Below are 21,148 nucleotides of genomic sequence, written 5' to 3'. Positions count from 1 at the left end.
CGATGGAGTTCACCCTCAACGGTGCCCAGGTGGTCGTCGAGCCCCGGGGGCAGAGCCTGCTCGAGGTCCTCCGGGACGACCTGGGGCTACGGTCGGTCAAGGACGGCTGCGCCCCCGAAGGCTCGTGCGGGGCGTGCACGGTGATCGTCGACGGCCACGCGGTCGTCTCCTGCGCCCAGAAGGCGACACGGTTCGAGGGCAAGCGGGTCGTCACGCAGGAGGGCCTGACGGAGGCCGACCGCCGGCTCTGGGCGGAGTCGTTCGCCTCCGCCGGCGCGTCGCAGTGCGGCTTCTGCTCGCCCGGAATCGTGATGAAGGCCGAGGCCCTGCTGGCGAAGCATCCCGATCCGACGCGCGACGAGATCACCCGTGCGCTGCTCGGAAACCTCTGCCGCTGCACCGGGTACACGAAGGTCGTCGAGGCGATCGAGCGTGCAGCAGCGGTTCGGCGGGGCGCCGAGCCCGCCGCCGGCCCCGCCGAGGGGGGAGGAGGCGTCGGGGCGCGTGCCCCGCGCTACCTCGCAGACGGGCTCGCGCTCGGAGATACGCCGTTCGTGGGAGACATGACCGTCCCCGGCATGCTCCACGGGGCGCTCCGCTTCGCCGACCATCCACGCGCCCGGGCGCTGCGGATCGACGTCGCCCGCGCGGTGGCGTACCCGGGCGTCGTCGCCGTGGTGACCGCTGCGGACGTGCCCGGCGAGCGCCTGCAGGGGCCGCTGAAGAAGGACCGGCCGCAGCTCGTCGCGGAGGGTGAGACGACGCGCACGGTCGGTGACGTGCTCGTCGCGATCGCCGCCGAGACGCGTCACGCGGCACGGGAGGCGGCGCTGCTCGTCGACGTCGAGTACGAGGTGCTCGCGCCCGTCACCGATCCCTTCGCGGCGATCACGGACGGGGCGCCGCCGCTCCACCCGGGCGGGAACGTCCTCTCCGTCTCGACGGTACGGCGCGGCGACGTCGACGAGGCGCTCGAGCGGGCCGCCCACGTCGTGACCGAGACGTTCCGCACGCAGTTCGTCGAGCACGCGTTCCTCGAGCCGGAGTCGACGCTGGTGGTGCCCGGGGCCGACGGCTCCGTGCGCGTGTTCTCGCAGGGCCAGGGGGCGTGGGAGGACCGGCGGCAGATCGCGTCCTTCCTCGGGCTCCCCGAGGACGGCGTCCGCGTGACGCAGGTGCCGACGGGCGGGGCGTTCGGGGGGAAGGAGGACCTGAGCGTCCAGTGCCACGCCGCGCTGCTCGCGACGGCCACCGGCCGTCCCGTCTCGCTGACGCTGAGCCGACGCGAGAGCCTCCGCTTCCACCCGAAGCGCCACGCGATGTGGATGGAGTACACGGTCGGCTGCGACGCGGACGGCCGCCTGCTCGGCCTGCGGGCGCGGATCGTCGGCGACACCGGCGCCTACGCGAGCGTCGGCGACAAGGTGCTCGAGCGGGCTGCCGGGCACGCCTGCGGCCCCTACGTCGTGCCGAACGTCGACGTCGAGGCGACCGCCGTCTACACGAACAACCCCCCGTGCGGGGCGATGCGGGGCTTCGGCGTGAGCCAGTCGAACTTCGCGGTGGAGGGCATGCTCGACCGCCTCGCCGACGAGGTCGGCGTCGACGGCTGGGAGATCCGCTGGCGGAACGCGCTCGACGTCGGCGACCGCACCGGCACGGGGCAGAAGCTCGGCCCGGGAGTGGGCCTGAAGAAGACGCTGCTGGCCGTACGGGACGCGTACCGGGACGCGGCGTTCGCGGGCATCGCCTGCGGCCTCAAGAACACCGGGATCGGGAACGGCGTCCCCGAGCGGGGTCGGGCGATCCTGCGGCCCGAGGCCGACGGCTCGCTCACGCTGCTGCACTCGTGGACGGAGATGGGGCAGGGCGTGCACACGATCCTGCGCCAGCTCGTCTGCGAGGAGCTCGGCGTCGCGCCGGAGCAGGTCCGGGTCGTCGTCGACACCGAGCGCGAGCTCGACACGGGCCTCACGACCGCCTCGCGCTCGACGGTGCTCGGGGGCAACGCCGTTCTCGCCGCCGCCCGGAGGCTTCGGGACGCGCTCGACGGGCGGCCGCTCGAGGCGCTCGCCGGGGAGGAGATCGAGGGCGAGGTGCTCGTCGACTGGACGACCCCGAACGACGCCGACGAGCCCGTCACGCACCTCGCGTACGGCTGGGCGACGCAGGTGGTGATCCTCGACGACGACGGCCGCCTCGCGAAGGTGATCGCCGCACACGACGTCGGGCGCGCGATCAACCCGATGCTCGTCGAGGGCCAGATCGAGGGCGGCGTGCACATGGGCCTCGGCCAGGCGTTGTCCGAGGAGTTCGTGGTCGACGGCGGCGTGCCGGTCACCGAGACCCTGAAGTCGCTCCACATCGTCCCGCCGACCGGGATGCCGCCGGTCGAGTGCATCCTCGTCGAGGAGCCGCAGCCCGAAGGCCCCTTCGGGGCGAAGGGCGTCGGTGAGGCCTCGATGGTGCCGACCGCCGCGGCGGTCGCCGGCGCGCTCCACGCGTTCGACGGCGTCCGGCGCTCCCGGCTGCCGATGAAGGACTCGCCGGCCGCGCGGGCCGCCGTGCCGCACCTCGTCCGCGTCGGAGGGAAGAGATGATCCTCTCGGGCGCCACCGTCGTGGCGTCGCTCGACCCCGTGCGCGTCACGGAGGCCGACCTCCACGTCGTCGCGGGGCGCGTCGCAGACTCCGGCGGGGGCGCACGGCGCGACTGCTCCGGCTGCCTCGTCGTGCCCGGCAACGTCTGCGGCCACACCCACCTCTACTCGGCGCTCGCCCGGGGCATGCCCTACGACCTCGCGCCGCCACAGGACTTCCTGCAGATCCTCCAGCGCATCTGGTGGCGGCTCGACCGGGCGCTCGACGAGGACGCCGTCCGCGCGTCGGCCCTCGTCGGCGGGATGGAGGCCCTGCTCTCCGGGACGACCACCCTGGTCGACCACCACGCGTCCCCGAACGCGATCGACGGCTCGCTCGACGTCCTCGAGGAGGCGCTCCGCTCACTCGGCGTGCGCTCCGTGCTCTGCTACGAGACCTCCGATCGGGACGGCCCCGAGCGCGCCCGGGCCGGCCTGGCCGAGAACCGTCGGTTCGCCGCGCGCGTCCGGACGGAGACGCCGCCCCTGGCCAGGTCGCTGATCGGCGCGCACGCCTCGTTCACGCTCGGCGACGAGACGCTCGCCGCGTGCGCGGATGCGGCGCGTGCGCTCGCGACCGGGCTCCACGTCCACGCCGCGGAGGACGCGGTCGACGAGCGCGACGCGCTTGCGCTCCACGGCCGCCGGGTCGCGGAGCGTCTCGCCGAGGCCGGGGCGCTCGACGACCGGACGCTCCTGGCGCACGGCGTGCATCTCGACGACGACGAGATCGCGATCGTCGGCGAGGCGGGGGCGTGGGTGGCCCACAACGCACGCTCGAACATGAACAACGCGATCGGGCGGGCACGGATCGGGGCGCTCGGCCGGCGTGTGGCGCTGGGCACGGACGGCATCGGTGCCGACATGTTCGAGGAGTCGCGGACGGCGTACTTCCGCCTCCGCGAGGACGATCCGGGCGCAGGCGCCGACTGGCCGCTGGAGCGGCTCGCACAGGGGGCCAGCCTCGCCGCCTCGGTCTTCGACGAGCCCGCGCTCGGCACGCTCCACGTCGGGGCGCCCGCCGACCTCGTCGTGCTGGACTACGCGGCGCCCGCGCCGCTCGACGAGCGCAGCTTCTCCGGGCACTGGGTCTTCGGGCTCTCGTCGCGAGCCGTCCGCGACGTGATGGTGGCCGGTGAATGGGTCGTCCTCGACCGACGCCTGACGCGCGTCGACGATCAGGAGCTGGCGGCCGCCGCACGCGTCGCGGCAGCGAGGCTCTGGGAGCGGATGGACGGGATCGGCGCGCACGATTTCGAGCCGAAAGGAGGCCGGCGATGACGATCGCCACCGGAGAGCGCGTCGCGCTCTACCTACAGGACAAGCACCCGATCCGTGACGGGATGCGCTACGCGCAGCTCGCGGAGGCCTGCGGGTTCGAGGCCGTCTGGCAGGCCGAGAGCCGGCTCGTACGCGAGGCGACCGTCCCGATGGCCGCCTTCGCGGCGGTCACCGAGCGCATCGGCATCGGATCGGGCGTGGTCAACACCTGGACCCGGAACGTCGGGCTCCTCGCCGCGACGTTCTCGACCCTCGACGACCTCGCGCCCGGCCGGATCACGCTCGGCCTCGGCGCGTGGTGGGACCCGCTGGCGTCGAAGGTCGGGATCCACCGGCGGCGCCCCGTCCAGGCGATGCGCGAGCTCGTCGAGGTCACGCGGCGGCTGCTCGCGATGGAGCGTGTCACCTACCACGGCGAGTTCGTCGACGTCGACGAGATCGAGATCGACATCGTCCACGGTGACCGCTCGCCCAAGGACGTCCCGATCTACATCGCGGCGACGACCGGCATGAGGATGATGGAGCTCGCCGGCGAGATCGGGGACGGCGTCCTCCTCAACTACCTCGTCGGCCCGGAGTACAACCGGACCGCGATGGAGCACCTCGCGATCGGGGCGGAGCGGGCCGGCCGCTCCCTCGACGACGTCGACCGCCCGCAGCTCGTCGTCTGCTCGCTCGACGACGACCGCGCGCTCGCCCTCGACCGGGCCCGGGAGCTCGTCACGCAGTACCTCGGCCAGCAGCCGCACATCGGCAAGGCGAGCGGCGTCGACGCATCGCTCCTCGAGGAGATCGGCCGGATCCTGACCTGGCCCGCGACCCCGGAGCAGATCGAGCGCGCGATGACGCTCGTCCCCGACGACGTCGTGCAGCTGATCACGGCGTCGGGAACCGTGGACGACTGCCGCGCGAAGGTGGACGAGTACGTCGCGGCAGGCTGCACCTGCCCGGTGCTCTACCCGCTCGGCGACGACGTGCCGGCGATGATCGAGGCGTTCGCCACCGTCGGTGTCCGATGAGCGACGTCCCGCAGGCACCGACGAAAGCGAGGTTGTGATGCACGTGGCGATCGACCGTACGGCACTCGTCGGCCGCGACTTCATCGAGACCCTCGACTGGACGGTCGAGGAGATCGACGAGGCGCTCGCCGTCTCCGGCGAGCTGAAGGCGGCCTTCAGGAACGGGGAGCCGCACCGGCTCCTGCCCGACAAGACGCTGTTCATGCTCTTCCTCGACAAGTCGACGCGGACGCGGAACGCGTTCGAGTCCGGGATGACGCAGCTCGGGGGCCACGCGATCTACCTCGACGCCGAGAAGACGCAGGTGGCGCACGGCGAGAGCCCCAAGGACATGGGCGTGATCCTGTCCCGGTACGGCCACGGGCTCGCCATCCGCCACGACCTCGCCCCGTACGAGGGCAACGCGTGGATGCGCGAGATCGCCCGCTGGGCGGACATCCCGGTGATCAACCTCCAGTGCGACGTCGACCATCCGACGCAGACGATCGCCGACCTGATGACGCTGCGCGAGCACCGGGGCACCGACCTGCGGGGGCTGCGCGTCGCCGTCTCGTGGGCGTACGCGCCGTCCTACGCGAAGCCGCTGTCGGTGCCGCAGGGGCTGGCGACGCTGCTGCCCCGGTTCGGGATCGACGTCGTGATCGCGCACCCGCCGGGGTTCGAGCTGATGCCCGAGGTGATGGAGCGGGCGGAGGCCGCCGCTGCCGCCGCGGGGACGACGATCACGGTCACGCACGACATGGACGAGGCGTTCGCCGACGCCGATGTCGTGTACCCGAAGTCCTGGGGCCGCCTCGACGCGTTCCGGGACGAGGCGACGGCGCTCGCCGAGTCCGGTGCGTTCCGTGACTGGATCTGCGATGCGCGCCGCATGTCCCTCGCGAAGTCGGACGCCCTGTACATGCACTGCCTCCCGGCCGACCGCGGGAGCGAGGTCACGGACGACGTGATCGACGGGCCGCACTCCGTCGTCTACGACGAGGCGGAGAACCGGATGCACACCGGCAAGGCGCTGATGGCCCTGACGATGGGCGGGTTCGGCGGATGACGGGTGCGCGTGCGCAGCCGCGACGCCGGCTCGTCGTCGCCCTCGGCGGGAACGCCCTCCTGCGCCGTGGGGAGCCCCTGACCGCAGACGTGCAGCGGGCCCATGCGGGCGAGGCGATGGAAGCCGTGGCCGACCTCGCGCAGGAGTTCGACGTCGTGCTCACGCACGGCAACGGGCCGCAGGTCGGGCTGCTCGCGCTGCAGTCGTCGGCCTACACCGACGTCCCGCCGTACCCGCTCGACGTCCTCGGAGCGGAGAGCGAGGGGATGATCGGCTACGTGCTCGAGCAGGAGCTCCGCAACCGCCTGCCGGGCCGGAACGCGGTCACGGTCCTCACGCAGGTCGTCGTCGACCGGGGCGACCCGGCGTTCACGACGCCGACGAAGCCGATCGGGCCCGTGTACACCGAGGAGCAGGCGCGCCTGCTCGAGCGCGAGCGAGGCTGGGCGGTCGCGGCGGACGGTGAGCACTTCCGCCGGGTCGTCGCGTCCCCGGAGCCGCTGCGAATCGTGGAGCTCGCGGCGATCCGGCTCCTCGTCGACGCCGGCGCGATCGTCGTCTGCACCGGCGGCGGCGGAATCCCCGTCACGGTCGACGGTGCCGGGGCGCTGCGCGGCGTCGAGGCGGTGATCGACAAGGACCTCGCCGCGGAGCTCCTCGCCCGGAGCCTCGAGGCGGACGTGCTCGTGATGCTCACCGACGTCGGTGCGGTGATGCGCGGATGGGGCACGCCGCGCGCCCGACCGATCGAGCGGGCGACCCCGTCGGAGCTCCGGCGCATGCGGTTCGCGAACGGGTCGATGGGGCCGAAGGTCGAGGCGGCCTGCCGCTTCGTCGAGCGGACGGGCGGCGTCGCCGCGATCGGCGCCCTCGCCGATGCATCGCTCATCCTCGCCGGCGCCGCCGGCACGACGGTGACACCCGATGTCGCTGCCTGAGCCCACCGAGCTGCTCGCCCGCCGACCCGCCGTCGCGCGGGGCGACGCCGAGGCCGACCTCGTGATCCGCGGCGGTCACGTCTTCTCCGTGTTCACCCGTGAGTGGCTGGAGGGGGACGTCGCGATCGTCGACGGCACGATCGCAGGGCTCGGGGCCTACGAGGCGGCGGAGACCGTCGACGCGACCGGGCGATTCGTCGTCCCCGGGTTCATCGACGCGCATCTCCATCTCGAGTCGTCGAAGCTGCTCGTCGACGAGTTCGCGCGCCTCGTCCTCCGCTTCGGCACGACGGCCGTCGTCGCGGATCCGCACGAGATCGCCAACGTGCTCGGCACCGACGGCGTGCACTGGCTGATCGACGCCTGCGATGCGCTGCCCCTCGACGTCTACTTCATGGCCTCGTCGTGCGTTCCCGCGTCGGGCTTCGAGTCACCGTGGCGCACGCTGACGATCGGCGACCTCGAGGGGCTGCTCCACCGCCACCGCGTCCTCGGGCTCGCGGAGATGATGAACTTCCCGGGTGTCGTCCGCGGGGCTCCCGCGGAGCTCGCGAAGCTCGCGCTCGCCCGGCACGTCGACGGGCACGCTCCCGGGGTGCGCGGACGCGAGCTGAATGCCTACGCCGCGGCCGGGATCCGATCGGATCACGAGGCGTCGACGATCGAGGAGGGCCGGGAGCGCCTCCGGGCGGGCCTCTGGCTCCTCATCCGAGAGGCCTCGGCGGCGCGGAACCTCCGTGCCCTCCTGCCGCTCGCGCTCGAGTACGGCCCCGCGCGGATCGCGTTCTGCACCGACGACCGGGAGCCCGAGCACATCGCCGACGACGGGCACGTCAACGCGATCGTCCGCGATGCGGTCGCCCTCGGGCTGCCCGCCGAGGACGCGCTCGTGATGGCGACGCACAACCCGGCGCTCTATCACCGACTCGACCGTCTCGGCGCGATCGCTCCGGGATACCGGGCGGACGTCCTCGTGCTCCCCGACCTGGAGCGGTTCGTCCCCGATCTCGTGTTGCTCGCGGGCGCACCGGTCGGTGAGATCCCACACGTCGCCGTGCCCGACTGGGTGACGCACTCGATGCACCTCGGCGCCGTGGCGCCCCGGGACTTCGCCGTGCCGTGGACGGGCGGTCGTGCACGCGTGATCGGCCTGATTCCCGGGGAGATCGTCACCGCGTCGCTCGAGGAGGAGTTGCCGGCGGAGGATGGGGTGGCCGTCGCGGACACCACACGCGACCTCGCGAAGATCGCCGTGCTCGAGCGGCACCTGGGGACGGGCCGCATCGGCCTCGGCTTCGTCCGGGGCTTCGGGATCCGGCGCGGCGCGTTCGGTGCGACGTTCGCCCACGACGCCCACAACGTGATCGTCGTCGGGGTCGACGACGAAGCGATGGCGATCGTCGTCGAGCGGCTCCGTGCGCTCGGCGGTGGCCTCGTCGTCGCGGACGGCGAGCGCGTGCTGGCGGAGTTGCCGCTGCCCGTGGCGGGGCTGCTCTCCGATCGGCCGCTGCACGACGTCCTCGCCGCGAGCCGCGAGGTCAACGCCGCGGTCGTCGGCCTCGGCGTCACGTGCCCGTCGCCGCTCCAGGTGCTGGCGTTCCTCGCGCTCTCGGTGATCCCCTCGCTCAAGATCACCGACCACGGCCTCCTCGACGTCGATCGAGGCGAGCTCGTGCCGCTCGCGGCCGAGCCGCGCGTCACGGCGGAGCCGGGCGCGGGGAGGACGTCTCCTGCGCCGGTCACCGCGCAGCGCTGACCAGCGAACGACCGGGGAGTGCCGTCGTGCGGAGTGTCAGGCGTCGCGCCGGGTCACGGGGACGGCGAAGACGAGGGTGTTTCCGAGGTATCGGCGCCGATCGGCGTCGTAGGCCCCGCCGCACGTGACGAGCGTCAGCAGGGGCCGGCCGTCGGTCGCGAAGATGCGGGCCGGCAGCGCGTCCTTGCCGACGAGCCGGCGCGCGACGACACGGAAGGCCGTCGAGGTGCCGTCGCCGTAACGGACGAGTACCCGGTTCCCGGGCTGCAGCGTGGAGAGCCGGAAGAACACGGCCCGACCCTCCCCGTAGTCGACGTGGCCGGCGATCACGGCCGAGCCCGCGCGCCCCGGTGACGCCCCGAACCGGTACCAGGCGGCAGTCGCATTGTCGGGGGGGAGCTCCATCTCGCCCGTCGAGCGGTCGACCCCGACCGGCACCACCGGCGCGTCGACCTCGAGCGCGGGAATGCGGAGCGAGACGGGCACGGGGGCCGTGGGGCTCCGCAGGTCCTCGATCCGCGCGCTCCGGACCGGGACGACGACGGCCGGGGCCCGCGCGGCGGCGCGGCGGGCCGCGAAGCGCGGGCGGCTCGTCTTCGGCGGAGGGGAGAGGGCGGGCGAGGCGTCCAGGCCCAGGCCCTTCAGTGAGCCGGCGGAGGTGTCGGGCCGCGTCGTCAGCCACCAGGCGGGGATCGCGACGAGCGTCGCGACGCTGGTGACGAGGAGCAGGACGAGTGCGTGCCGTCTCATGGCGGGTGATGTGCGGCGGGGGCGCGAGGCCCCCGCCGCTGATCGTACGACTAGCGCCGCGAACGGGCGAGCGCGAGCCCGGACGTGACGACGCCGACCGCTGCGATCGAGAGCATCGCGATCACCCAGGTCGGGAGCCCACTCGAGCTCGAGGCGAGGCCAACGGTGCCGGACGGGACGCCGGACGGCGAGCCACCGAGGCCCGAGATCGTCTGCACGAGGACGTTCAGGTTGCCGTCCTGCAGCGATCCGACGGCGTACGCGATGTAGGCCGTGCCGGCGTCGAGGCTGAGGTCGACGGGCCCGATCACGGGATCGGTCGTCCCCGTGGCTGCCACGGACACCGAGTAGGTGCCGGCCGGGACGTCGGCGGACTGCTCGTCCGGGTTCGCGAGATTCGTGAAGACCGCCGAGCCGTCCGCGAGCACGTCCACGCTGGGAGCGGCGGCGGTGTGACGCACCGTCAGGCGCGCGTCGCCGGCCGCGACGGTGCTCGTGTCGTTGGCGAAGACGGAGAGCGTCGGGTTTCCGTTCGCGTCGAGATGGGCGACGATCGACGCGTTCGTGTCGTCGGCCACGCTCGCGCTCCCGGAGAGCGCCGGCTCGGAGTCGGCCGGGGCGCCCGCGGGGCGAATGTCGAGCTGGTAGTCACCCGCCGGGAGGTCGATCGGGTCGGTGATCGTCTCGAACTCGAAGCCCTCGAGGGTGAGCTCACCGTTCACGTAGACGTCGACCGTGAGGTCGGGGACGCCGTGCACGACGGTGACCTTGGCGGCGTGGGCGATGCCCGCGACCGCGAGCGATGCGAACGCTCCGACGGTGATCAGGAGCAGTAGGCGCTTCATGATTCCTCCTAGCGTGTGATGACTGCCTCGCGCCGACCCTACCATTTCTGTACATGTTATGTCGAGTTTTAGGAGCGACCCTCACCCGGGCGTCCGGCTCCCTCGCACCCGGCTGATCGTCAGCAGGACGCGATGTGATTGTGCGGCTTGGTACCTGTTGACTATCCAGCGAGACGGTCTGATAATGAACCTGAAGATAGATTCATGTGTATCGACAGGAGCTATGGGTAGCAGCGCCCGCAGGCGAACGCCGGCTGCGAGGGGACTTGGCCGCTGGCGTCGATCATGCCTCGAGCAGACCTCGAGCGTGCGTTGCGAGGGTGCGCGCACGGCCGGTGGCCATCCTCGCAGCGCCTCGCAGGCGCGGGCGCTCCGAGTCGTGCGACGGTGGACGCTCGCAGCGCTCGCGCTCGTTGTTCCTCTCCTCGCGGCAGCCGGTGCGGCCGATGTATCGGCGGCGACGTCGATACGCCCGGCGCCGGGCACGCCCGATCCGAGGGCGATGGTCCTCACGAGCGGGGATCTCGGTCGCGCAAGCGTGAAGATGCAGCGGTACTTCGAGGATCCGGACTTCCCGTCCGTGATCTCGTACGAGCGGGAGTTCGAAGAGGGGACGTCCGGCTCCACACGGCTGCTGTACGTGGACAGCATGGCCGAGGTGGGCACGACCGCGGCGACGACGAAGCGGTTCCTCGGCTCGCTCAGAGCGTTCCTTGCGTCGAAGGAGGCCCGTCGGTTCATCGCCGAGTCCTTCGAGGAGGACATCGCGAGCGACGGGGTGATCTCGAACCTCCAGGTCCGACGTCCGCGCGATCTCGGAGCCGGCCCCGGCTCCTTCGACGTCCTCGTCACCGCCCGCATCCTCGGGCTCAGAACCGATCTCCATGTGGCCTGGTTCCGCGTCGAGCGCGTGCTCGGCTTCGTGAGCGCGGTCGGCGAGCCGGGAAGCCCCGTGACGCTTCCGGTGGTCAGGCGCCTGGCAAGGATCTCGGTCGCGCGCATGATCGCCGAGCTGGCACCTCGGAACACAGGACTTCCCACTGTCTCTGGGGCTTCCGCCGTCGGGCAGACGCTGACCGCGTCCAGTGGAAGCTGGTCGGGCAGCCCGACGCAGTTCGCCTACCAGTGGCAGCGCTGCGACGCGGCCGGTGCCGCGTGCACAGGGGTCCCCGGCGCCACCGGCCAGGCATACGTCGTCGCCGAGACCGACTTCGGATCGACGCTCCGCGTCGCTGTGACCGCGCGGAACTCGGTGGGTGGGACGGTGGCGACGTCCGCTCCCACGAGCGTCGTCTCCGGATTCGTCGACACCTTCACCGGTGATCGCGTGAGCCCGTTCTGGTCATTGACCACGAGCGGGTCGGGCCCGACGATCGTCCAGGCCAACGGGCAGCTCGAGGTCACGCTTCCCGCGGGGACGTCGCTCGGGTCAGATGGCTACGCGAACGCGTCTGCTCTCACGACGTGCCGGTTCCCAGGCGACTTCGACATCCAGGTCGACTACCGGCTGCTCTCCGGCCTGCTTCCGACCGACAGGATCACCGTCGGGCTCGACGCAGCAGAATTCACAGGAGAAGGCTACAGCGGCCAACACGGCCTGTTCGTACACAACGCCGGCGGGAACAACCACGGCATCGCCACGCACTTCCCTCACCCCGGCGTCTACGGCCCCCCCTACAACGACTTCGTCCCGGACACCTCACAGTCGGGGACGCTCCGCCTCGTCCGCACGACCACGGCCGGCGTCACGAGGGTGACCGCCTCCCGGCTCCACGGTGCTCCGTGGTCGTTCACGAGCCTCCCCTACGCCGCTCCATCGAGTCAAGCGGCAAGGCTCTCCGTCTGGACGAATCGCGCGCCGTTCTCCGCCCCGGTCAAGGTCGCGTTCGACAACTTCAGGATCAACGGCGGCGCGATCAGCTGCCCGCCCGGCTGACCTGCCACGGTTCGTTCCAAGCGGTACGTGCGGTAGCCGCCGAATACGGTGGCGGGATCCACGCCTACAAGCCGTAGTTCCCCACGCGGATCCAGGCGGCCACGACGCTGACGGCGGCGATCGCGACCACGATCGCCGGGCCGAGCCACGGCGACATGCCGCGCGTCCGGACGAGCGCGAACGTCGCGAGGATCCCGGCGACGAGGCCGCCGAGATGGCCGCCGATCGAGATGTTGGGGATCGTGAAGGTCAGCGCGAGGTTGATCACGATCAGCCCCATCGCCTGGCCGGCGAGCGAGCCCGTCGCGTGGTACTCGAGGATCATCAACGCGCCCATGATCCCGAAGATCGCCCCCGACGCCCCGACCGTGATCGCGAACGCGGAGCTGAAGATGAGCGCGCCGGCCGATCCTGCGAGACCCGCCGCGAAGTACACGAGCACGAAGCGCCAGGTGCCGATCGCCTGCTCGACGATCGAGCCGAGCCAGTAGAGCGCGAGCGTGTTGAAGCCGAGGTGGAGCAGGCTCGCGTGGAGGAACATCGCCGTGATCAGGCGCCACCACTCGCCGTCCGAGACGAGTACGCCGACGAGCGCGCCCTTCTCGAACATCGTCCCGCCCGGGGAGGAGATGCCGCCCCCCTGGAACACCGTGACGACGTAGACGAAGACGTTGATGCCGACCAGGGTCATCGTCGCGGGCGCGACGAGCCCGCCCACCCGGCGTCCTGCAGCCTGCGCGGTGCGTGTCGGCGCCGGTGCCTTGCCGGGGCCGACGCTCGCGTGGTCGGGACAGCGGATCCCCACCGGCGCGAAGGTCATGCAGTCCTCGCAGATCGGTCGGCCGCACTCGGAGCAGGAGACGTAGGTCTCCCGATCCGGGTGCCGATAGCAGCGTTCGGCTTCCGTCATGTCCGTGGAGGTGTCAGGCCATCGCGTGCGCTCGGAGCGGGGAGGGAGCGAGCCGGTGATGGCGAGCGCCCGTCGTGCCACCAGCGTACGGGGTGCAGCGGTCGTCCCCCGATGCCGGGACGGAGCCCGGGACGAGCCGGCGAGCGGTACCGGTCATTCGACTAGCGTACCGGCGTGCGCGTCGACGTCGCCTTCACGCCGGATGTCGCCGCGGCGGCGCCCACCGGCGTCGTGGTCGACGTGATCCGGGCGACGTCGACGATCTGCCAGGCGCTCGACAGCGGCTACGAGCGCGTGCTGTGCGCGGCCGAGGTCGAGGACGCTCGCCGGCTGCGGGACGAGCTCGAGGGCGTCACGCTCGGCGGAGAGCGGCTCGGCGTCCGGATCGACGGCTTCGATCTCGGGAACTCGCCGCAGGAGTACCTGGAGCCGCGCTCACCGGTGCTCTCGATGTCGACCACGAACGGGACGCGGGCGATCGTCGCCGCCGTGGAGCGATGCGACCGCGTGCTCGTCGCGTCGCTCCTCAACCTCGACGCCGTCGTCGCCGCAGCCGCCGAGCCCGGCGAAGACGTGGTCGTGGTCTGCGCCGGGGTCAAGGGCGCGTTCGCCCTCGACGACGCCTACGTCGCGGGACGCATCGCAGAGGGGCTCGGCTGCGAGCGCACGGACGCCGCCGAGGCCGCCGTCCGTCTCGTCTCGACCTACGCGAGCGCGGAGGAGGCGTTCCGGCAGTCGCGCAGCGGGCGCAACCTGATCGCGCACGGGCCCGAGCTCGAGGCCGACATCCCGCGGTGCGCCCGGGAGAGCGTGCTCACCGTGGTGCCGAGGTTCACCTCGATGCACGGCGTCGCGGCCGAGGTCCGCCTCTGAGGCCGTGCGCGTCGCCGTCGTCCTCTTCACGCGCGACCTCCGGGTCGACGACCACCCTGCTCTCGTCGCGGCCGCCGAGGCGGCCGACGCGGTGCTCCCGCTGTTCGTGGAGGACGACGGGATCCGCGCGACGCGGTACGGAGGCGCTCCGGGCCGGCGCGCGTTCCTCGAGCAGGCGCTCGTCGACCTCGACCGGTCGCTTCGCGAGCTCGGCGGCGGGCTCGTGCTGCGTCGAGGGGACGTCGTCGCCGAGACCGTCCGCCTCGCACGCGAGGTCGGCGCCGAGGCCGTCTACGCGTCGGCGGACGTCAGCCCGTACGCGCGCCGGCGTGAGGACCGGCTCGCCCGCGAGCTCGACCTGCGCCTCGTCAACGGCCACTTCGTCGTCCCCTCGGGCGAGGTGACGCCGGGCGGCGGCGACCACTACCAGGTCTTCTCCGCCTACCACCGCGCATGGCAGCAGGTGCCCATGGGCGACCCGCTGCCGCCACCGGCCCGCCTGCGGCTGCCCGACGGGGTCGCGCCGACGCCGCCGCCTTCCCCCGGCACCGGTGCCGGCGCCTTCACCGGTGGGGAGCGGGCAGGGCGCGCCCGGGCGGCGCGGTGGTTGGACGAGCACCTCGGCGGGTACGGGACCGGGGGGCACGACGACCTCGGCGGCGACGTGACCTCGCGCCTGTCGCCGTACCTCCATTTCGGCTGCGTCTCCGCGCGCGCCCTCGCCGTCGAGGCCGACGGCCGCACCGGTGATGCGTTCGTGCGCCAGCTCTGCTGGCGGGACTTCTACGCCCAGCTCCTCTGGGCGAACCCGCACACCCAGGTCGACGACCTCCGCTCACGTGGCGACCGCTGGCTCGACGACCCGGAGTCGCTCGCGGCGTGGCGCGAGGGGATGACGGGCTACCCGCTCGTCGACGCCGGCATGCGCCAGCTCCGGGCCGAGGGGTGGATGCACAACCGCGCGCGCATGGTCGTCGCGTCGTTCCTGACCAAGCACCTGGGCATCGACTGGCGCGAGGGCGCCCGGGTCTTCTTCGACCTCCTGCTCGACGGCGACGTGGCGCAGAACGTGGGCAACTGGCAGTGGGTCGCGGGCACCGGCGTCGACACGCGGCCGAACCGGGTCTTCAACCCGACCGCCCAGCTGCGGAAGCTCGATCCCGAAGGCGCGTACGTCCGCCGCTACGTTCCGGAGCTCGCCGACGTCCCCGCCCGGGAGATCGCCGAGCCCGGGCTGCTCGCCCCCTCGTACCCCACGCCGATCGTCGAGCACGCCGAGGCGATCGCCGCGTTCCGGGCGCGGCGGGCACGCGCGACGTAGCCTCCTGCACGTGGTCGTCCACCGCGACGAGAGACGCGGTGGTGCGAGCTCGTTCGCCGAGGCCGCCGACGCCTACGAGCGGCACGGCCGGGCTACCCGGACGATGCGGTGCGCTGGCTGGCCGGGGAACGACCGTGCGACGTGGTCGACCTCGGCGCGGGGAGGGGGAAGCGACCCGCTCACTGGTCGCGCTCGGTCACCGGGTGACCGGGCCGCTCGGGTGACACGCGAACCGCGCGTGGGGTGCCGCCTCTTGACAGGAGAACACGTGTTCGTATAGAACACATGTTCCCATGATCGCCTGTGTCGTCGTCTCCGGGTTCGAGCTGCGGGCGGCGCTGCGGGCCCGGCCCCGTCTCCTGCTCGCTCCCGCGGCGCTCGCGCCCGAGCCGGGGACGGAGCAGCGGGTCGGAGCGGTCACGGCCGCCGCAGAGCACGCGGGCGTGACGCCGGGCATGCGCCTGGGGGAGGCGCTCGCCACCTGTCCGGGGCTGGTGCTCGTCGAGCGCGACCCGGCGGCGGTGGAGCAGGAGTGGGAGGCGATCCTGCGACGGCTGGAGGACGCGGGATTCGCGGTCGAGCCGGTCGAGCCCGGCGTCGTCGTGTTCGAGACGTCCGGCGTGGAGCGGCTCTACGGAGGAGTGGAGGAGGCGCTGAAGCGTGCCCTCGGCTCCGTCGGGCCTGCCTGGGACCCGCGTGCCGGCGCAGGGGAGCGCCGCTTCGTCGCCCTCGCGGCGGCGAGTGTCGCGCGCCCTGGGCAGGCCGTGATCGTCGAGGGGAAGGAGGAGCAGGCGTTCCTCGAGCCGCTCCCCCTCACCCTGCTGCCGCTCGAGCGAGAGCGCTACGCCGAGCTCGAAGGCCTCGGCATCCGGCAGCTGGGCGAGCTCGCCCAGCTGCCGGGAGGCGCCGTCGCGGAGCGGCTCGGGCCTGAGGGGAAGCGGGCGTGGAGCCTTGCGCGCGGCGGGGAGCGCCGTCGTGTGCGCGGGCGATCTCCCGCGGCGGAGCTGGTCGAGGCCCTCTCCTTCCCCGAGGCGGTTGCGAACGAGCTGACCCTGCGGCGCGCGCTCACCGCACTGCTCGAGCGGTTGCTCGCGCGACCGGAGCGTGCCTCCAGGCCGTTCCGGAAGCTCGCGATCGGCGCGCGCCTCGTGGACGGCGGCTCCTGGAGGCGCACGGTGACGCTGCGGGAGGCGTCGGCCGAGAGCGGGCGCCTGCGGACGGCGCTCGGGCCGAAGCTCGCAGAGATCCCCGCTCCGGTCGTCGAGCTGCGGCTGGAGGCGGTCGAGCTCGCGGAGCACGTCGGGCAGCAGCTCGCGCTCGTGGCGCCCGAGGGTGAGGAGCTCGACGTCCGGCTGCGCGAAGGCCTGCGCCAGGTGCGCGCAGGGGTGGGATCTGGATCGGTCTGCTCGGTAGTGGAGGTGGCGCCGTGGTCGCGGATACCCGAGGCGCGGGCGCTCGTCGTGCCGCGGGACGAGTAGCGGGACGGCTGAACCCGCCGCGCCCCGCGCTCGTCGAGGCAGGGGTGGACGGGGTGCCGCGCCTCGTGAACCGCGAGGCGGTCGTGGCCGTGCGCGAGGAGTGGCGGGTCGTCGACCGCTGGTGGACGGACGAGCCGATCGACCGGCGCTACTTCGACGTCGTGCTCGAGTCCGGCCGCAACACCGCCGTCTACCGCGACCGGGAGACGGCGTCCTGGTTCACGCAGCGCGCATGAGGCGAACGGCGGCCCGCGATCCGCGTGCCCGCCGCGACGCTCTACGGCGACGGGCCGGGAGGGAGCGAGTGGTCCTGCTGCGCCGCTTCGTAGGCGAACGCTTCCCAGTCCTCGGCCCGGTCCGGGGGGACGACGACCCACTGTCGGAACGCCTCGCCCCGGCCGGAGGGGTCGAAGAGGTGCGCCCCGGGAGCGGAGAGCGCGCGTGCACGGGCGGCCGGGTCGGTGAGCTTGAACACCATCCCCGTGCGGGAGAGGCCGAAGACGACCCGGCCGCCCCGCTTCACACACGGCATCCCGAACACCTTCGAAGCGCGGCAGTGCGGGTGCCAGCCGGTGATCGCGTCGACGATGTCGTCGTAGCGCTCGCGAGCGACGGGCGTCATCGGTGCCTACGCGGGGTCGTGGACGTCGTGGCGCTCGCAGCAGGCGGGATCGGGCGCGGCGCCCTCGCGGCGGTCGGTGGCGACGACGGGCTCCACGGGAGGAGTCTATGACGTACGTCGAGCTGCACTGCCACTCGGCGTACTCCTTCCTCGACGGGGCCTCCCTGCCGGAGGAGCTCGCCGCCCGTGCCGCCGAGCTCGGCTACGAAGCGCTCGCGCTCACCGACCACGACGGCGTCTACGGCTCCCTCGAGTTCGCACACGCGGCGAAGGCGCTCGGGGTGCGGCCGATCACCGGTGCCGAGGTCACGGTCGACGGCACCGGCTCGACCGAGCGGCGACGCGAGGACGCCGGAGCGGGGAGCGCCGACGCGCACATCACCCTCCTCTGCGAGTCGAGCCGTGGCTACGCGAGCCTCTGCCGGATCCTGACGGCCGCGCATGCGCACACGCGGCCACCGGGCAGGGAGCATCGCGTCCTCCGCCCTCCGTCCGTCGCCCTGGAGACGGTCGCCGAGCACACCGAGGGGCTCGTCTGCCTCTCCGGGTGCGCCCGGCACGGGCTCGCGCTGCGCGATCCGGACGGCGCCGCGGTGCTCGCCCGGGCGTTCGGCCGGGAGCGCTTCTTCGTCGAGCTGCAACGTGCCTACGAGCGGGGCGATGCCCGGCGGCACGCCCTGCTCGTCGGCCTCGCGGAGCACCTCGGCGTGGAGACGGTCGCCACGGGCAACGTCCACGCGCACACGAGCCGACGGGCCGTGCTGCAGGACGTGCTCGTCGCGATCCGCTGCCGCACGTCGCTCGACGGCTGCGAGGCCGAGCGGCGCGGCAACCGGGAGGCGGTGCTGCGCCCTCCCGGAGAGATGGTCGAGCGCTTCGAGAGCGTCGACCGCCAGGCGGCGGAGCGGACCGCGGTGCTCGCAGAGCGACTGGAGTTCGATCTCACCCGGGAGCTCGGGTACCGCTACCCGGACTTCTCCGGGGGGGCCGAGCCGGCGATCCGGCAGCTCGCGGCGATCTGCGAGGCGGCGTTCGGGGAGCGCTACACGGCGAGCGCCGCCTCGCTGCGCGGAGAGGCCCGTGCGCGGCTGGAAGAGGAGCTCCGGCTGATCGACGAGCTCGGCCTCGCAGGGTTCTTCCTGCTCCACCACGAGGTGCTCGAGCTCGCACGGGAGTGCGCGCTCGAGGTGCGCGGCCGCCACTCTCCACGCCGCTTCCTGCCGCCGGGCCGGGGCCGTGGCAGCTCCGTCGGCTCGATGGTCTGCTACCTCACCGGGCTCTCCCATGTCGACCCGGTCGTGAACGGCCTCTCGCTCGGCCGCTTCCTCAACGAGGAGATGGCGTCCGTGCCGGACATCGACCTCGACTTCCCGCGCGACATCCGCGAGAGGCTGATCGTCGCGGTCACGGAGCGCTACGGGCGCGACCACGCGGCGCTCGTCGCGAGCTTCGCCACCTATCGCTCCCGTGGTGCGATCCGTGACGTCGGCAAGGCGCTCGGGCTGCCGCAGACGGAGCTCGAACGGCTAGCGCGTGTCACCGACGGCTGGAGCGCGACGCGGGTCGCCGACGAGGTGGCTGCGCTGCCCGATGCGGAGCGGAAGCTCGAGTCGCGCCGCTGGCGCGCCTTCCGCGTCCTCGCCGGAGAGATCTCCGGGCTGCCGCGGCACGTCTCCCAGCACCCGGGAGGGATGGTGATCTCGTCGCGTCCGCTCGTCGAGCTCGTCCCGGTCCAACCGGCGGCGATGGCGGGACGACAGCTCTGTCAGTGGGACAAGGACTCGTGTGCAGATGCGGGGTTCCTCAAGATCGACCTGCTCGGGCTGGGGATGCTGTCGGCGGTCGAGGACTGCGTGGAGCAGATCGCACGGTTGCACGACACCCCGATCGACCTCTCCCGGATCCCGCTCGACGATGCCGGGGTCTTCCGTGAGATCCAGGGCGCGGACACGGTCGGCGTCTTCCAGATCGAGTCCAGGGCACAGATGCAGAGCCTCCTCCGCACGCGTCCGGAGACGATCGACGATCTCACCGTGCAGGTGGCGCTGGTGCGACCGGGCCCCATCCAGGGCAAGGCGGTGCACCCTTACATCGAGCACCGGCGCCGGCTGCGCGAGGACCCGTCGTTCGTGTTCCCGGTCGACCACGAGCTGCTGCGCGAGCCGCTCGCCTCGACCCTCGGGGTCGTCGTCTTCCAGGACCAGGTGCTCGACGTCGCGATCGCGCTGGCGGGGTTCACCGTCGGCGAGGCAGAGGGCCTGCGACGCGCGATGAGCCGCAAGCGGAGCCTCGCCGCGCTGGAGGCGCACCGGCACCGGTTCGTGGAGGGGGCGGCCCGGAACGGGGTCGACGACGCGACGGCGAACCTCGTCTACGACAAGCTCGTCGGGTTCTCCGGGTTCGGCTTCCCGAAGTCGCACGCCGCCGCGTTCGGGCTGCTCGCGTACCAGTCGGCCTGGCTGCGCCACCACTACCCGGGGGAGTTCCTCTGCGCGCTGCTCAACGCGCAGCCGATGGGCTTCTATCCGCCGGCGAGCCTCGTCCGCGACGCGCAGCGGCGCGGGGTGGAGGTGCGTCCGCCGGACGTCGGCCTCAGCGCGGCCCGGTGCACGCTGGAGCCGTGGGGCGGTGGCGCTCCCGCCGTGCGCATCGGCCTCGCGTACGTGCAGGCGGTCGGCGAGGACGACGCCGACGCGATCGTCGCAGCGCGTGACGCCGAGGGCCCGTTCGTCGACGTGGCGGACCTCGCACGCCGCGTCCCGCTGTCACACGACGGCCTGCGGGCGCTCGTCCGCGGTGGTGCCTGTGATGTCTTCGGGCGCCGGCGCGACCTCTTCTGGGAGCTCGGGCTCGCCCCCCGTCCGCGTTCCATCGAGGGCTCGCGAGGGGCGGCGAAGCAGCTTCCGCTCTCGCTCACGCCGACGGCGGAGACCCCGGCGCTCCGTGACCTCACGCGCTGGGAGCGGATGCTCGCCGACTACCGCGAGACCGGCCTCTCCGTCGACAGCCATCCCCTCGCGCTCCTGCGGCCGCACCTTCCGGCCGGGACGCTGACGAGCGTGGAGCTGCACGGCGCGCGGCACGGCGCGCCGGTCTCCTTCGCCGGGCTCACGGTCGCGCGGCAGCGCCCGTCGACGGCGAAGGGGGTCGTGTTCATGCTGCTCGAGGACGAGCACGGCCAGGTCAACCTCGTCGTCCCGTCCGAGGTGTACGAGCACCATCGCTCGATCGTGCGCACCGAGCCGCTGCTCCTCGCCCGCGGGCGCTTCGAGCGGGTCGACCGGAACCGCAACGTCCTCGTCTCCACGCTGGAGAGCCTCTCGGCCCTCGCCCGCACGGTCGCCGGGAGCGACGACGTCGTCGTCTCGCTCCCACGCGCCCACCACTTCGGCCATCGCTGACCTCACCGGCCCGACCCGCCGCCGGACAGCCGCCCGGCGGCAGCGCGACGACGGGCGCGAGGAGCACCTCCGACCTATCCTTCGCCACGCCGCCGATGCCCCGCCACGCGCCCGAGACGTCACGCTTCCTGATCTCGCTCGACTTCGAGCTCATGTGGGGGGTCCGCGAGCGCCGGACGATCGCGGACTACGGCGAGAACGTCCTGGGCGCGAGGCGCGCGATCCCGGTGCTCCTCGAGACGTTCGCGCGGCACGGGGTGCGGGCGACCTGGGCGACCGTCGGCATGCTGCTCTTCGACTCGAAGGATGACCTCCTCGCGCACCTCCCGACC

General features: G+C 72.8%; 16 protein-coding genes and 1 pseudogene. 13 read left to right on the top strand and 4 right to left on the bottom strand.

Annotated elements, in window-relative coordinates:
- The first annotated feature begins 2 nt into the window (after nt 1–2).
- Genes xdh through ade form a run of 6 tightly spaced genes read left to right on the top strand, consistent with a single transcriptional unit; the run spans nt 3 to nt 8,680 of the window.
- Nucleotides 3–2,600: a selenium-dependent xanthine dehydrogenase gene (gene xdh / locus AC162C_RS12960; protein ID WP_484097904.1), complete on the top strand. Its 2,598-nt coding sequence runs from the start codon at nt 3–5 to the stop codon at nt 2,598–2,600.
- Complete coding sequence (locus AC162C_RS12955; RefSeq protein WP_484097903.1) at nt 2,597–3,919, top strand: amidohydrolase family protein; 1,323 nt, start codon at nt 2,597–2,599, stop codon at nt 3,917–3,919. The genes xdh and AC162C_RS12955 overlap by 4 nt, the downstream gene beginning before the upstream one ends.
- Nucleotides 3,916–4,938: an LLM class flavin-dependent oxidoreductase gene (locus AC162C_RS12950; protein WP_462974662.1), complete on the top strand. Its 1,023-nt coding sequence runs from the start codon at nt 3,916–3,918 to the stop codon at nt 4,936–4,938. Before AC162C_RS12955 ends, AC162C_RS12950 begins: the two co-directional genes overlap by 4 nt.
- A 43-nt stretch (nt 4,939–4,981) precedes the next feature.
- Nucleotides 4,982–5,986 carry an ornithine carbamoyltransferase gene (locus AC162C_RS12945; protein WP_484097902.1) on the top strand — a complete coding sequence of 335 codons (1,005 nt, stop codon included), beginning with the start codon at nt 4,982–4,984 and terminating at the stop codon, nt 5,984–5,986.
- Nucleotides 5,983–6,924, top strand: coding sequence for a carbamate kinase (arcC, locus tag AC162C_RS12940; RefSeq protein ID WP_484097901.1), 942 nt, complete (start codon nt 5,983–5,985; stop codon nt 6,922–6,924). Before AC162C_RS12945 ends, arcC begins: the two co-directional genes overlap by 4 nt.
- Nucleotides 6,911–8,680, top strand: coding sequence for an adenine deaminase (ade, locus tag AC162C_RS12935; protein WP_484097900.1), 1,770 nt, complete (start codon nt 6,911–6,913; stop codon nt 8,678–8,680). Before arcC ends, ade begins: the two co-directional genes overlap by 14 nt.
- A gap of 36 nt (nt 8,681–8,716) precedes the next feature.
- Here the strand turns inward: ade and AC162C_RS12930 are convergent, their stop codons facing one another.
- Together AC162C_RS12930 and AC162C_RS12925 are read right to left on the bottom strand one after the other, a co-directional pair.
- Entirely contained in the window at nt 8,717–9,430 is a 714-nt protein-coding gene (locus AC162C_RS12930) for a class F sortase (RefSeq protein WP_484097899.1), read from the bottom strand.
- A 50-nt stretch (nt 9,431–9,480) separates the two neighbouring features.
- A complete protein-coding gene (locus AC162C_RS12925; protein ID WP_484097898.1) occupies nt 9,481–10,275 on the bottom strand; it encodes a DUF4397 domain-containing protein in 795 nt (264 codons plus the stop codon).
- 538 nt (nt 10,276–10,813) lie between these two features.
- On the opposite strand from AC162C_RS12925, the gene AC162C_RS12920 reads away from it, so the two are divergent.
- A complete protein-coding gene (locus AC162C_RS12920; protein WP_484097897.1) occupies nt 10,814–12,211 on the top strand; it encodes a hypothetical protein in 1,398 nt (465 codons plus the stop codon).
- A 64-nt stretch (nt 12,212–12,275) separates the two neighbouring features.
- Here AC162C_RS12920 and AC162C_RS12915 read toward each other — a convergent pair whose 3' ends face one another.
- The gene (locus AC162C_RS12915; RefSeq protein ID WP_484097896.1) at nt 12,276–13,031 is read right to left on the bottom strand and encodes a rhomboid family intramembrane serine protease; all 756 of its coding nucleotides are present in this window, start codon (nt 13,029–13,031) and stop codon (nt 12,276–12,278) included.
- A 264-nt stretch (nt 13,032–13,295) separates the two neighbouring features.
- On the opposite strand from AC162C_RS12915, the gene AC162C_RS12910 reads away from it, so the two are divergent.
- The 4 genes from AC162C_RS12910 to AC162C_RS12895 all read left to right on the top strand — a co-directional run bounded on the left by AC162C_RS12910 (nt 13,296) and on the right by AC162C_RS12895 (nt 17,029).
- Complete coding sequence (locus AC162C_RS12910) at nt 13,296–13,994, top strand: 2-phosphosulfolactate phosphatase (RefSeq protein WP_484097895.1); 699 nt, start codon at nt 13,296–13,298, stop codon at nt 13,992–13,994.
- A gap of 4 nt (nt 13,995–13,998) precedes the next feature.
- Nucleotides 13,999–15,315, top strand: coding sequence for a cryptochrome/photolyase family protein (locus AC162C_RS12905; protein ID WP_484097894.1), 1,317 nt, complete (start codon nt 13,999–14,001; stop codon nt 15,313–15,315).
- 293 nt (nt 15,316–15,608) lie between these two features.
- Nucleotides 15,609–16,793 carry a Y-family DNA polymerase gene (locus AC162C_RS12900; RefSeq protein WP_484097893.1) on the top strand — a complete coding sequence of 395 codons (1,185 nt, stop codon included), beginning with the start codon at nt 15,609–15,611 and terminating at the stop codon, nt 16,791–16,793.
- A gap of 53 nt (nt 16,794–16,846) precedes the next feature.
- The gene (locus tag AC162C_RS12895) at nt 16,847–17,029 is read left to right on the top strand and encodes a hypothetical protein (RefSeq protein ID WP_462974388.1); all 183 of its coding nucleotides are present in this window, start codon (nt 16,847–16,849) and stop codon (nt 17,027–17,029) included.
- Nucleotides 17,030–17,070: 41 nt separating this feature from the next.
- On the opposite strand, the gene AC162C_RS12890 is transcribed toward AC162C_RS12895, so the two are convergent.
- Entirely contained in the window at nt 17,071–17,415 is a 345-nt protein-coding gene (locus AC162C_RS12890) for a hypothetical protein (RefSeq protein ID WP_484097892.1), read from the bottom strand.
- Nucleotides 17,416–17,522: 107 nt separating this feature from the next.
- Between AC162C_RS12890 and AC162C_RS12885 the strand changes: the two genes are divergently transcribed.
- Together AC162C_RS12885 and AC162C_RS12880 are read left to right on the top strand one after the other, a co-directional pair.
- Nucleotides 17,523–20,816 (top strand): DNA polymerase III subunit alpha, encoded by a 3,294-nt coding sequence (locus AC162C_RS12885; RefSeq protein ID WP_484097891.1) that lies wholly within the window; start codon nt 17,523–17,525, stop codon nt 20,814–20,816.
- 95 nt (nt 20,817–20,911) lie between these two features.
- A pseudogene (locus AC162C_RS12880) lies at nt 20,912–21,148 on the top strand (polysaccharide deacetylase family protein); the annotation flags it as partial.

It is taken from the genome of Gaiella sp. (assembly GCF_057140465.1).
Note: the sequence above shows the minus strand (reverse complement) of the source record. Positions and strands in the feature narration are given on the sequence as shown.